Origin of the sequence: Mobilibacterium timonense (assembly GCF_900155555.1) — a bacterium.
Classification (GTDB): Bacteria; Bacillota; Clostridia; order Peptostreptococcales; family Anaerovoracaceae; genus Allobaileyella; species Allobaileyella timonense.
The window spans coordinates 581795-594592 of record NZ_FUHN01000007.1 but is presented as its reverse complement, the minus strand read 5'-3'; the positions used below and the strand labels follow the sequence as shown (position 1 = coordinate 594592).

11 protein-coding genes and 1 riboswitch are annotated in these 12798 nt (G+C 54.1%); of the genes, 8 read left to right on the top strand and 3 right to left on the bottom strand.

The genetic code is table 11. The features are described from left to right. Positions 1–63 precede the first annotated feature (63 nt). From BQ7382_RS05785 to BQ7382_RS05765, 5 genes are all read left to right on the top strand, one after another. Entirely contained in the window at positions 64–711 is a 648-nt protein-coding gene (locus BQ7382_RS05785; RefSeq protein WP_077391149.1) for a cytidylate kinase-like family protein, read from the top strand. A gap of 178 nt (positions 712–889) precedes the next feature. Then, positions 890–998: riboswitch (SAM riboswitch) on the top strand. A 91-nt stretch (positions 999–1089) separates the two neighbouring features. After that, entirely contained in the window at positions 1090–2274 is a 1185-nt protein-coding gene (metK, locus tag BQ7382_RS05780; protein WP_077391148.1) for a methionine adenosyltransferase, read from the top strand. 183 nt (positions 2275–2457) lie between these two features. After that, a complete protein-coding gene (locus BQ7382_RS05775) occupies positions 2458–3720 on the top strand; it encodes an aminoacetone oxidase family FAD-binding enzyme (protein ID WP_159437240.1) in 1263 nt (420 codons plus the stop codon). Between the two features lie 6 nt (positions 3721–3726). Beyond that, on the top strand, positions 3727–5310 hold the full coding sequence (locus BQ7382_RS05770) for an NAD(P)/FAD-dependent oxidoreductase (RefSeq protein WP_077391146.1): 1584 nt from the start codon (positions 3727–3729) through the stop codon (positions 5308–5310). A gap of 157 nt (positions 5311–5467) precedes the next feature. Beyond that, positions 5468–6874 carry an SLC13 family permease gene (locus BQ7382_RS05765; protein WP_077391145.1) on the top strand — a complete coding sequence of 469 codons (1407 nt, stop codon included), beginning with the start codon at positions 5468–5470 and terminating at the stop codon, positions 6872–6874. Between the two features lie 103 nt (positions 6875–6977). Here the strand turns inward: BQ7382_RS05765 and BQ7382_RS05760 are convergent, their stop codons facing one another. Continuing rightward, entirely contained in the window at positions 6978–7685 is a 708-nt protein-coding gene (locus BQ7382_RS05760; RefSeq protein ID WP_235847957.1) for a beta/alpha barrel domain-containing protein, read from the bottom strand. A gap of 259 nt (positions 7686–7944) precedes the next feature. Between BQ7382_RS05760 and bsh the strand changes: the two genes are divergently transcribed. Beyond that, positions 7945–8823, top strand: coding sequence for a choloylglycine hydrolase (gene bsh / locus BQ7382_RS05755; RefSeq protein WP_328587314.1), 879 nt, complete (start codon positions 7945–7947; stop codon positions 8821–8823). 123 nt (positions 8824–8946) lie between these two features. Then, positions 8947–9246, top strand: coding sequence for a hypothetical protein (locus BQ7382_RS05750; RefSeq protein WP_077391144.1), 300 nt, complete (start codon positions 8947–8949; stop codon positions 9244–9246). A gap of 75 nt (positions 9247–9321) precedes the next feature. On the opposite strand, the gene dapB is transcribed toward BQ7382_RS05750, so the two are convergent. After that, positions 9322–10119, bottom strand: coding sequence for a 4-hydroxy-tetrahydrodipicolinate reductase (gene dapB / locus BQ7382_RS05745; protein WP_077391143.1), 798 nt, complete (start codon positions 10117–10119; stop codon positions 9322–9324). Between the two features lie 23 nt (positions 10120–10142). Continuing rightward, the gene (locus tag BQ7382_RS05740) at positions 10143–10625 is read right to left on the bottom strand and encodes a deoxycytidylate deaminase (protein ID WP_077391142.1); all 483 of its coding nucleotides are present in this window, start codon (positions 10623–10625) and stop codon (positions 10143–10145) included. A gap of 310 nt (positions 10626–10935) precedes the next feature. On the opposite strand from BQ7382_RS05740, the gene BQ7382_RS05735 reads away from it, so the two are divergent. Then, positions 10936–12771 (top strand): DUF2207 family protein, encoded by a 1836-nt coding sequence (locus tag BQ7382_RS05735; protein ID WP_159437239.1) that lies wholly within the window; start codon positions 10936–10938, stop codon positions 12769–12771. The last annotated feature ends 27 nt before the right edge of the window (positions 12772–12798 follow it).

The window sequence follows — 12798 nt, the reverse complement described above, 5'->3', positions numbered from 1 at the left end:
AGAAGAAGATTCGAAGCTGCCCACGGCTGGACCCGGGCGGCACCTCATGAAAGGGGTGGGAATATGACTACAAAACCTAAAGATGCAAAATTTGTGGTGACCATAGGTCGTGAGTTCGGAAGCGGCGGGCACGAGATCGGAAAGAGACTGGCCAAGGATCTGGGCATTGCATTTTATGATACAGAGCTGCTGGAGATGGCTGTCGCCAAGACCGGATATCACGAGGACTATGTCCGCAGCAACGATGAGAAGGCTCCTGAGTTCGCAGCCGGTCCACTGTTCTCCGGCATGGAGTATTATCAGCCGTCCCCGTATGATAAGATCCAGGCCGAGGTCAGAAAGATCATCGAGGATATCGCCGACAACGAGAGCGCAGTTATCGTAGGCAGGGCTGCGGATTACATCCTGAGGGACAGGAGACACGTGAGCGTGTTCCTGTTCGCACCGATGGAAGACAGGATAAGGAGAAAGATGGCCCTCCTGGACGAAAAGGCAAAGGAGGAGATCACGGAGGCCATGATGGAGAAGACCATCAGGCAGAGAGACAAGCAGCGCCGCAGGTTCTACGAGTACTACACCGACATGCGCTGGGGCGCAAGAGACACATACGATCTTCTGATCAACACCAGCAGGGCCGGCATCAGAGGCTCTGTGAAGATCATCGAGGCGTTTATCGAGGAAGGATACGAGGAATCCAACCTGCCTGACTAGGGCGAACATCCGGCGCTTGAGAGGGCGCCGGTTTTTTTATGGTGTCCCGGGCATGCCTCCGGTATGCCAACCGCGGCCGTTTCACGCTGACACTACCAAATAAGTACAGAAATTTCAAAAACTGACCACGATTCATATTGACATGGGCCTGTTCTTGAATATAATAACTTCTAGCGAAACCTTATTTAGAGCGAGGGAGGGAATGGGCCCGTCGATCTCGCGGCAACCACACCGATAACGGGTGTCCGGTGCCAATTCCCACGGAACTCTGTTCCGGAAGATGAGGAGAAGCAACGACTCTTCATCTTGCATGGGGAGATTTTTTTTCGCTTGATTCAGTGAGGTCCGTTGAAGGTATAATTAAGGAGGACACCATAGATGAGACATTTATTTACATCCGAATCGGTGACTGAAGGTCATCCTGATAAGGTATGCGACCAGATCTCAGACGCGATTCTGGATGCTATTATAGCTGAGGACCCTGACTGCCGCGTAGCCTGCGAGACGGCTACCAAAACCGGCTATGTCATGGTATTCGGGGAGATATCCACGTCCTGCACTGCAGACATCGAGGGCATCGTGAGAAAGGTCGTTACAGACATCGGATACAACTGCAGCGACGTGTGCTTCGATGGAAACACCTGTGCCGTTCTGGTGTGCATAGAGAACCAGTCCGGCGATATCGCCATGGGCGTAGATGAGGCCCTTGAGAAAAAGGAAGGCAAGGAAGGCGACAAGTTCGCGGACATCGGCGCCGGAGACCAGGGAATGATGTTCGGATTCGCCTGCGATGAGACTGATGAGCTCATGCCGATGCCGATCGTTCTGGCCCACATGATGGCCCTGAAACTTGCAGAGGTCAGGAAAGACGGAACTCTCAGCTATCTCCGTCCTGACGGAAAGACCCAGGTCACAGTTGAGTACGACGACGACAAGGTGGTAAGAGTCGACACCGTAGTCGTTTCCACACAGCACGACCCCGATGTTTCTCTGGAGCAGATCAGAGAAGACATGATCAAATACGTGATCAAACCTGTAGTACCTGCCGAACTCATCGACGACGACACGAGATTTTTCGTTAACCCTACAGGCCGTTTCGTGATCGGCGGACCACAGGGAGACTCCGGACTCACCGGAAGGAAGATCATCGTCGACACCTACGGCGGATACGCACGTCACGGCGGCGGAGCCTTTTCCGGAAAAGACCCGACGAAGGTCGACAGGAGCGGCGCCTACATGGCGAGATACATCGCAAAGAACATCGTCGCATCCGGGATAGCTTCCAAGTGCGAAATCCAGCTGGCATACGCCATCGGCGTCGCAGAGCCGGTTTCTGTATTTGTTGATTCGTTCGGTACAGGAAAGATCAGCGACGATGAGATCGTGAAGATCGTAAGAGACAACTTCGACATGCGTCCGGCCGCCATCATCGACAAGCTGGACCTGAGGAAGCCTATCTACAGGAAGCTTGCCGCATATGGACACTTCGGCAGGACCACATTGGGCGTAAAGTGGGAGGAGACCGACATGGCCGAGAACCTCAGGAAGGCCGCCCATCTGTAAAAAATGAATTTATCGCGCTATAACGGCTGACTAACGGCGGAGGAGCAGTTCCGATGGAGCTGCTCTTTCGCTTTTTTGTGTGTCGCCGTACGAAGATATGATATACTTAGGACTCGGAAAAACAGATTTGTGTCATTGCGGCGGGCATGCGGTCTGCGGGTCACATGCAGGATGGAGTTTAGCATGAGAAAGTTCCAGTGTGACATTTGCATCATAGGTGCCGGAGCTTCCGGCATGACAGCGGCGATCCAGGCCAAGAGGGCGAACAGGCAGGCAGAAGTCCTGGTCCTGGAGAAGAACGGGATCCCTGGGAGAAAGATCCGGGCTACGGGAAACGGCCGGTGTAACCTGACTAATACCAAGGCCAGAGAGTATCTGAAGACCCTGCGCTTCTTCAGCGATATAGGGCTTGCCATACGGGAGTATCCGAACGGGCTCGTGTATCCCTATTCAGAATCTGCCGCAGACGTTGCGGAACTTCTGGCCTCGAGGATGGAAGATCTGGGAGTGAAGCTCCTGACGTCCACAGAAGTCACGTCCGTGAAAATATCCGATGAATATGACAGCGGAGATGATCCGGAGGGATCTGCCGGCAGCAGCAAGGTCATAGAAGCGGTCTCTCAGGATCTTGGCAACATACAGGTAAGCGCAGACGAACTCATCATATCCGCCGGTGGAAAGGCGGGTCCGGCCTTCGGCACAAAGGGAGACGGGGCTAAGCTGGCGGCTTCCATGGGACACAACATCATCAGACAGGTGCCTGTGCTGACTGCCATCGAAGTGGTGGAGGACGATATCGACCAGCTGTCTGGCATCAGGGCCAGAGGCAGCGTGATCCTCTATAAAAAGGGCAGAAGGGTTTTCGAGGAGCCTGGAGAGATCCAGTTCACCAGGACAGGCCTTTCGGGGATCTGCGTGTTCAACATGACGAGGCACATGCTTTTCGGAGAAGGTGAGAGCATGAGCGACTTCGGGATAGGCATAAACCTGTGCAGCGATTTCGACATCGACGACTACATAGAGGCGGTTGCGTTCCATTCGAAGGATCTCGATTCCGGACAGAAGGCCGTTGACATGCTCAGGTCTCTGCTGAAGCCGAATCTCGCCCGCTATGTCATCGGAAGGAGCGGCGTGGATCCAGACAAGAAGATATCATCGCTCACCAAGGCAGAGCGTAATGCCATAATCGCAGCGGTAACGGACCTTAGGTTCAAGCCGAAGAAGCTCAAGGGATGGAAGGATGCCCAGTGCACTGCGGGAGGAGTGGACAGGTTCCAGGTGGACGACGAGACATGCCAGTCCCTTATCGTCCCGGGAGTGTACTTCACAGGAGAGGTCCTTGATTACGATGGACCATGCGGCGGGTACAATCTGAATTTCGCGTGGCTCACCGGCATGGCGGCCGGAGAAAGCGCCGGCAAGGCGGTAATGAGATCAGAAGAATAGAACGTAATGACATATAAATACAGGATAAACGAGATAAGAACAGACATAGGTGCTTCCCAGGAGGAGATCACTGCTGGGGTCGAGAAAAAGGCGGGATTCCGCCGCGGAGATCTCGGGACCATCCAGTCTCCCGGAAGGCTCGGGTATTACGAGATCAGAAGAAAGTCCATCGATGCCCGGAAGAAGGAAAACATCCGCATTGTGTATACGGTGGACGTTGTGCTTAAGCATCAGGTCAGAAAAAGCAGAAAGAACAGCCTGAGACCGCTGGAGGAGAAAAAGCTTCCTGCCGTGGTCCCGGGTGAGGATGAGATGACAGGCAGGCCCGTGATCGCAGGATTCGGGCCCTGCGGTATTTTTTGTGCCCTGAGGCTCGCTCAGGAGGGCTACAGGCCCATCGTCCTGGAAAGGGGATCCTCGATGGAAAAGAGGGTGAAAGACGTCTCGGCCTTTCACTCCCATGGAAAGCTGGATCCGGAATCGAACGTCCTCTTTGGCGAGGGAGGGGCAGGGACGTTCTCGGACGGAAAGCTCACCAGCGGCATCAGTGACGGTCACGTTTCCAGGGTACTGGAGACTTTTGCCAGGGCTGGAGCGGACCCGGAGATAACCATCCTGCACAAACCGCACATAGGGACCGACGTCCTCAGGAGGGTGGTGGTCAACCTGAGAAAGGAGATCCAGTCCCTCGGAGGGGAGATACGCTTTGATTCAAGAGTCACCGACCTGGATATCGAGGACGGTAAGCTCGCAGGCGTGGAAGTGACCGGTCCTGATGGCGAGACGTATTACATAAGGACTTCTGTCCTGGTGCTTGCCATCGGCCACAGCGCCAGAGATACCTTCAGGCTGGTCCGCGACAAGGGCCTCCCTATGGAGCAGAAGCCTTTTTCCATAGGTGTCAGGATGGAGCACCCTCAGGAGATGATAGACAGGGCTCAATACGGAGACGAGAAGAGGCTGCCTCCCGCCGACTACAAGCTGAGCTACAAGGCCAGCAACGGCCGCGGCGTCTATTCCTTCTGCATGTGCCCGGGAGGGCAGGTGATACCCTGCGCATCGGAGCCGGGCAGGCTGTGTGTCAACGGCATGAGCAACAGCAGACGTGACAGCGGCACCGCCAACAGCGGCATATTGTGTGATGTGAAGACCCAGGATTTCCCGTCTGACGATGTGCTCGCCGGTGTAGAGTTCCAGCGCCGTTACGAAGAGCTCTGCTTCAGGAACGGAGGCTCCGATTACAGGCCGCCAAGGTCATCCATGAAGGAATTCATGACCGGTGATGGGGCAGGTGCCCCGGTGGTGGACTCGCTTCCGGGATTCGCGGTGGATGCCATCCGTGAGGCGGTCCCGTTCTTCGGGAAAAAGATAAAAGGCTTCGACCGTGACGATGCCGTGGTGACGGCGGTGGAGACGAGGAGCTCATCGCCCGTGAGGATACTCAGAGACCGGGAGATGGAAAGCGCCGTTTCCGGCATATATCCGGCTGGAGAAGGAGCCGGATATGCAGGAGGGATAACGTCTGCCGCCTGTGACGGGCTGAAGGCCGCAGAGAAGATAATTTCAAGATTCAGAGCACCGGGAGAGTGATCTCACCGGTGTATTATTTTCAGCTTTTTTGATTTTTTACGAAAACTACAAAAAAGCATTTGGACAAGGAACGCAATTTTTTGTACTATAAACCGGTATTGTCTTAAGAATATCTTAATCTTTTTGTATTTATTCATTTATCAGAGGGGAGTTTTTTATGAGCAGGAAGAGAGTCTTGTATCTTCTTCTGGGCCCGGCCGCCGCAATGGTATGTTTTCTGCTGCTGCCGCACGGAGTTTTCGCCACGTCCCAGTCCAGAATGGCACTGGGAATAGTAGCCTGGATGGCCATCTGGTGGGTGGCAGGCCCGGTGGACTATGCGGTGACGGCATTCATACCGATCGCGGTAAACGCGCTGTATCCGATGGTGGATATGTCCACCCTCATCGCTAACTACGCGTCGGAGACGATAATGCTTCTGCTGGGGGCATCCATCCTAACGGTGACCTGGGAGGAGACAGGGCTTGACAAGAGGATAGCCCTTGGCGTGTTGAGCATGGTCGGCAACAATTTCAGGACGCAGATAATATTCTGGTTCCTGCTGTCCGCTGTGCTGTCTGCTGTTCTTCCTAATGCTGTAGTGTGCGCCACGATCACTCCTATCGCAGTGGCGATGCTTTCCTACATCGGCGAGGGAGATATCGGGAGCAGCAAAAAAGGATCGAAGCTTCTCCTGACTATCGCGTATGCCGCGGGAATGGGCGGTCTGGCCACACCTCTCGGTGGTGCCATGAACCTGGTGACTGTAAGCGCCATCCAGCAGGTGACCGGGGAGGAATATGCGTATTCCGACTGGGTAGTGCGCTTCCTGCCGATAATGATCATACTCCTGGTGAGCAACATCATATTCATGCTCCACGGAGTCTCAAGGGATGAAAAGCTGGAGGGATCCCGCGAGTATCTTCAGGGCGAGTTCAAGAAGATGCCTCCTATGAGCAAGGAGGAAAAGTGGTCTCTCGGGCTGTTTGTGGTGGCTGTGATCCTGTCATTCACAAGACAGTTCTATCAGGATCTGCTTCCTGGGCTGACACCTGCCTACGTTTTCATTATCTGTGCTGTGATCGCATTCCTGATCGTGAAAGAAAACGGCGTTCGCCTCATACGCTGGAACAAGATCCAGGGAAAGATCGTTTGGGGGCTCATGTACGTGTTCGCCGGAGGCCTTGCACTCGGAACACTCATCAACGACTCAGGTGCGGCAGAGGACATCGGAAAGATGGTGTCAAAGATGAACCTGAGCAACACGCTCTTCATGGTATTCATCATCGTGACCGTTACGCTGCTGCTGTCTGACGTGACATCGAACACCGCGACCGCTTCAGTGGCCATGCCGATCGTGATATCCATCTGCAACGGCATGGGACTGGATCCGATCCCGTACATATACGTGGCATCCATAGGAGTGAACCTGTCCTACATGCTCCCTACTTCCATCAGGGCCATCCCTGTCGGATACGGCCTGAGTCCTAAGTACATGTTCAGCCAGGGCTGGAAGATGTCGATCATGGTGATCATCCTCATGACCGCCGCAGCCTACATCTTGCTTCCGTTCCTCGGAGCTTAGGAAGCGCCCGGAGCAGACGAACGGGCGCCGGGCAATACTTTACACGGAATACATCAAAAGAGGAGCTGTCCATGATGTGAACAGTTCCTCTTGCTTTACCTGCTTATTTGTGCGGATGTGCCTTGTCTTCTCTGTACGCATCCATGATCGTCCTGAACACCGCTGCGCTCGTCGGCGGTATCCATGTTATTGCGTTGGCTCCCGCATCGATGGTCTCCAGTATTGACTCTTCAGTCTTGCCTCCCGTGGCTATGATCGGTACGTCGGGGAACTGGCTGCGGATCTCACGCACGACCTCAGGTGTTTTTCCTGCACAGGATACGTTGAAAATGTCAGCGCCAGCCTCAAGCCTGGCGCCGTAGTCGCCACCTCCGCTGGCCACCGTGATCACGATCGGCAGATCCACCGCCTCTCCGACGGCCCTGATGCTGTCGTTCGACGTAGGGGCGTTCAGGACAAGGCCGAAGGCTCCCTGGGATTCGGTGGTGACAGCCAGGTTGGTCACGCGCTGTCCTTTCGTCAGTCCTCCGCCTACACCGGCAAAAACAGGTGCCTCAGAGGCCATGAGTATCGACTGGGTGATGATGGGCTGAGGTGTGAAAGGGTAAACAGCAAGGACCGCATCAGCGTTCACGTTCCGGATGATGCTGACGTCCGTGGAGAACACGAGCGACTTGATCCTCCTCCCGAAAATAACGATACCGCTTGCCTTGTGGATGACCTCGGGCACCCGGAGCGAAAAGGCTCTCAGATCTCCGTCGTACTTCGGGACCCGGCCCTTGCCCAGGCTTATTTCTTCGTGCTGCATCATAAAAAAACACACTCCTTCTTTCTTTGTTCTGCGGCAGGCAGCGGCAATGCATGAGTCTGTCATGAAATGAAATGTCCCCTGACCGCGTGAATATTATATATTTTGATGTCCCGCCGGCGCAACAGAATAGATGCCCGCGGAAACAAATCGCAGATCGGTCGCGGGATTTTATACAATCTACAAAGACGAGGTGCATAATAATATAAAAGGTAAATGCCGGGCCTCCGCACGCCTGCGGCATCCCCGGCGGCAGAAGAAGTTGAAAGAAAGGGCAAGAAAAATGTGTACTGCGATCGATTTTTTCAGCGGAAAGAACTATTTCGGACGTAACCTCGACCTTGAGATCGCCTACGGTCAGCATCCTGTCATCACGCCTTCCGGCTATCCATTCCGTTTCAGGAAGATGGGGACGATAGAGAAACATCCGGCTATCATGGGCATGGCCATCGTTATGGACGGATTCCCTCTTTATTTCGAGGGGGCTAATGACAAGGGCATCGGTGCGGCAGGCCTGAACTTTCCTGGCAACGCATACTATCACGAGTGCAAGGAGGGAAAGGATAATATCGCTTCCTTCGAAGTGGTGCCGTGGATCCTCTGCAACTGCTCCACCATGGATGAGGTGAAGGCCCTGGTGAAGAAGATGAACGTTGCAGACATCGATTTCAGCCCTGAGATGCCATCATCCACACTGCACTGGATGGTGTCGGATGGGCGTGACTCCATCGTTCTCGAATCCGTGAAGGACGGACTGAAGGTCTACGAAAACCCTGTAGGTGTCATGACCAACAACCCTACGTTCGACAAGCAGCTTTTCAACCTGAACAACTACCGCAAGCTGTCTGCCGCAGATCCGGAGGACACCTTCGGCAACGGATATTCTCTGGACAAGTACAGCAGGGGAATGGGCACGGACGGAATGCCTGGAGGAATGTCCTCTGAGGAGAGATTCGTTAAGTGCACATTTACCAAGCTGAACTCCCCGAAATTTGACGACGAAAACGATGCGGTCGGGCAGTTCTTCCACATCCTCCATTCCGTCGAGCAGCAGAAGGGCTGCTGCCAGGTAGCCCCTGGAGCCTTTGAGTACACCATCTACTCCTGCTGCATCAACATGGACGACATGATCTACTATTAAACCACCTATGACAACAACCAGATCACGGGCGTGAGGATGAGCGACTACGACGTGACCGGCAGTGACCTCATCGAGGTCCCGATCGTGGAAAAGCAGCAGATATTATTTCAGGAGCACTAGGCCGTGAGCAGAGGATCCAGCAAGAAGAAAAAAGAACCCCGTTACATGAGGGACAGCGGCAGGGGAGGCGCAAAAAGCGCCAGGATAGCGCTGGTGATATTCATAGTCGCAGCTGCCATCTGTGAGGCCGTCCTGATCTGGGGCTGTATCCGCAGTGACCACAAGCTGATGATGGGCCTTATGACGGGACTCATGACCGCCGTGTTCATCGGGACGGGGAAAAGCATCAGCTTTTTCGCGAAGATGACCGGCTATAATGAGAAGTCTGATGCCGCGGAGAATGAGAGCGGAGAAAAATATTAAAATCAAAAATGCTGGTATACATGGACATATGCGATCAGCCCATGTGTACCAGCATTTTTATTCAAATATCGACTCCTAGAATCCCAGGCAGTCCGCCATGGAGTAACTTCCAGGCTCCTTCGTGAGAAGGAATCTGGCTGCGTCCACGGCACCCACGGCAAAGCACTTCCAGTTGTCCGCTCTGTGGGTCAGCTCCAGGCGCTCTCCTGTGCCGATGAAGAACACTGTATGTGTAGTCGGGATGTCTCCGCCCCTGATGGAGTGGAAGGCGATGTTGCCGTCCTTCCTTGGGCAACGGCCCTGACGCCCGTACTCCGCGTCAGCGAAAACATCTTTTCCCATGGCCTCACCGATGACCTCGCCGATCTCCTTGGCGGTGCCGCTCGGGGAATCCAGCTTGTTGCGGTCGTGGAGGTCGAGGATCTCTATGTCAGTCTCGTCACCGATGGTCCTGGCTGTCATTTCCACCAGCTTGTACAGGAGATTTACGATCTTGGAGGTGTTTCCCGCCTTCATCACCGGGATGTCGGCCGCCGCGGCCTGGAATTCGGCTGCCTGCTCGTCACTGAAGCCGGTCGTGCCGCAGACCAGTGCCTTTCTGTGCGCTCTTGCCGCCCTGAGGACCTCCATGGAGACATCCACCATGGAGAAGTCGATGATCACGTCGCAGAGGTCGATGCACTTTTCGATGTCGTCGAACACGGGTGCTCCGACTTCCTTACCGATCCCGGCAACGGCGCCTATGTCTTTTCCTATGTAGTCTCTTCCCGCTGGCCCAAGCCCTCCTACGATGCGGATGTCTTCCTTTTCAGAAGCCACCTGAGTGATGAGACGGCCCATCTTGCCCTTTGGTGCCACGATCAAAAGATCCATTTTTCTTCCTCCAATCCTTTTCTCTACTCTCTCTCAAAATTCAGGGTGATGCTGTCATCCCTCGGGATGAGGCGGCGGGTCTTCACGCCTGCGGTCGAAAGCATCCTCTTGGATGCGAGAGTAGCCTTCTCGTGGGAATATTTATCATCAAGGTATATTACTTCCTTGATACCTGACTGGATGATGGCCTTGGCGCACTCGTTGCACGGGAACAGCACAACGTAGAGCTTCGCCCCGCGGAGGGACTTTCCGCCGGAGTTCAGAATGGCGTTCAGCTCAGCGTGGACCACGTAGGCGTACTTCGTGTCCTCGCCGATCCTGGACCAGGAAAACTCGTCATCGGAGCAGCCCACTGGAAATCCGTTGTATCCGGTGGACAGGATGACGTTGTGGTCGTCAACTATGCATGCGCCGACCTGGGTGCTCGGATCCTTGCTCCTCTTTGCAGCCAGAAGAGCAACGCCCATGAAGTATTCGTCCCAGGAAATATAATCCATTCTTTTCATAGCTTTTCCCCTATTGATACCTTTGATCAGTTGTCTTTTCGCAAATGTCACACATATGTAAACTGGATTTATTCTATAATACAGAGTAGCCTTTTTCAAGGCGGACAGGCTGTATTTGAAGGGCTTGGAAAAGCGGACGGATGTCTGCGGAGAGGCCCGGGGAAAAAGGACATGTGAGGTCGCGTGGACGCCTGTACAGAAAACAGAAACGCCGCCTGCTTTATTTTTAGATCGCTGTTGATGTATAATCAATAAGATGCTTTACTTTGGGGGACTAGCTTATATGCGAAGTTCGGTTTTTTTTGGAAAAATGACATCAGATTCGACAAACAGAAGGACGGGCAGGTCGGTCCTGCTCACTGCAGTGCTTCTGGCTCTTTTCCTGTGCCTGGGCACGGCGGGGGCATTCGGAGCGCAGCAGGGCTATGAGCTCAAGAACTACGATTATACTGCGGATGTGCACAAGGATCACAGCCTGGACGTGACCCAGAAGCTGACCGTAAATGTCCCGGAGGACACCACCGCGATAACAGTGTATGTTGCAAAGGGAAGCTACAGGGTGACGGATATCCGCGTAAAGGGAAGCGAGTCCACAGTCACGTCCGAGGACAACGACTTTGCGGTGAGGGTCACCATCCCGAAGTCGGCCGCCGGTAAGGACTACGTGATAGACCTCAGGTACAAGGTGGCTTATTTCAAGGATTACAACAGCAGCTACGACCGGCTGTACTTCGATGCCCTGTCGTCTGCCTGGAAGGTCCCTATCTCCCAGGTGAACATCAGGGTAAACCTGCCGTCTGACTTCCCTGAAAAGGATCTGCAGATGTTCGCCGGACAGTTCGGCACGCAGGACACCACCAACAAGGCCAGCTTCCAGGTCCAGGATCACACCGTGACCATCACGGCACAGAAGGTGCCGGCGAACTTCGGCATAACGCTGAAGGCCCAGCTGCCGAACGGATACTGGAAGGGAGCGCTGGACTACGGATGGGTGGCAAACCTTTCGGCCCTGGTGTTTGCGGTCATCCTGCTCATGACATTGCTGCTGTGGCTCATTGGAGGCAGAGACCCGAGGATGAAGAAGAGCAGATACGCATATCCGCCTAAGGGCATGATGCCTATGGAAGTGAACTATCTGGACAACGGCAGGTTCAAGACCAGAGACGTGGTGACACTGCTTATATACATGGGGATACGAGGGTACATCAGGATACAGGAATACGCCCCTAAGCAGTACAGGATATACAAGCTCAAGGAGCCTTCGGTACACGAGGAAAAGTACGTTCGAAGCGCCTTCGACATCATCTTCAGAGACGTGTACGAGGGCAGGGCAGTCGAGATGGAAGACCTTGGATCGCGGCTCAGCGCGGCTTTCAGTGAGATCCGCATCGATATAGAAAGCGGGTACACCAGCAAGGACATGAAGTCCCGGACAACGCTCTCAAGAGTATTCAGGATCATTTCCATGATCATGCTGGGACTGGGCTCGGGTTCCGTCGTCATCCTGTCGACTCTCTATGCGTACACTGATAATCGTTTCGTCGCTCCTCTCGTGGTAGCGATTTTGTCGATTGCTGCGATCTACATGGTCTGCAATTCTTACGACAACAGGAAAGAACTGGAGACCCTGTGGTACAGGATAAGGATGGGCGTATCCGTGGCGTGCTTTGCAGGAGTCGCTGCCTACAGTGCGTATATGCTGTGGCAGGACCTGAACTCTCCGCTCATCCCGCTGCTAATTATGGCCATGTCATTCGTCTGCCTGTGGCTCACCGTGCTGATGTCTGCAAGGGCCAGGGGCAATGCGGCGATGAACAGCAAGGTCGACGGCCTGAGGAGGTTTATAAACACCGCCAGCGAGAAGGAGATATCACACATCCTGAGGGAGGATCCGTATTACTACTACAAGATACTGCCTTATGCGTTCCAGTTTTCCATGATGGAGAAGTGGGCGAAGAAGTTCCAGTACATGGACATCAAACCGCCAAGCTGGTACAGCTTCGATCTTTCGGGCCACGCCCAGACGGACAAGATGATGAACAAGGGCACGGTATCATTCGCCTTTTCCCTCATCTCCTTTGCCAGGACCATAGTCAGCGAGTACGACGGCATGGTGAACAGGGAAAGACGGATACGGTTCAGATAGCGATCCGCCATCTGGCGGTAAACATAT

What these genes read in the sequence shown, in the direction of transcription:
- BQ7382_RS05785 (WP_077391149.1), top strand. Translation starts at nt 64, where the DNA reads ATGACTACAAAACCTAAAGATGCAAAATTTGTGGTGACCATAGGTCGT.
- metK (WP_077391148.1), top strand. Translation starts at nt 1,090, where the DNA reads ATGAGACATTTATTTACATCCGAATCGGTGACTGAAGGTCATCCTGAT.
- BQ7382_RS05775 (WP_159437240.1), top strand. Translation starts at nt 2,458, where the DNA reads ATGAGAAAGTTCCAGTGTGACATTTGCATCATAGGTGCCGGAGCTTCC.
- BQ7382_RS05770 (WP_077391146.1), top strand. Translation starts at nt 3,727, where the DNA reads ATGACATATAAATACAGGATAAACGAGATAAGAACAGACATAGGTGCT.
- BQ7382_RS05765 (WP_077391145.1), top strand. Translation starts at nt 5,468, where the DNA reads ATGAGCAGGAAGAGAGTCTTGTATCTTCTTCTGGGCCCGGCCGCCGCA.
- BQ7382_RS05760 (WP_235847957.1), bottom strand. Translation starts at nt 7,685, where the DNA reads ATGATGCAGCACGAAGAAATAAGCCTGGGCAAGGGCCGGGTCCCGAAG.
- dapB (WP_077391143.1), bottom strand. Translation starts at nt 10,119, where the DNA reads ATGGATCTTTTGATCGTGGCACCAAAGGGCAAGATGGGCCGTCTCATC.
- BQ7382_RS05740 (WP_077391142.1), bottom strand. Translation starts at nt 10,625, where the DNA reads ATGAAAAGAATGGATTATATTTCCTGGGACGAATACTTCATGGGCGTT.
- BQ7382_RS05735 (WP_159437239.1), top strand. Translation starts at nt 10,936, where the DNA reads ATGACATCAGATTCGACAAACAGAAGGACGGGCAGGTCGGTCCTGCTC.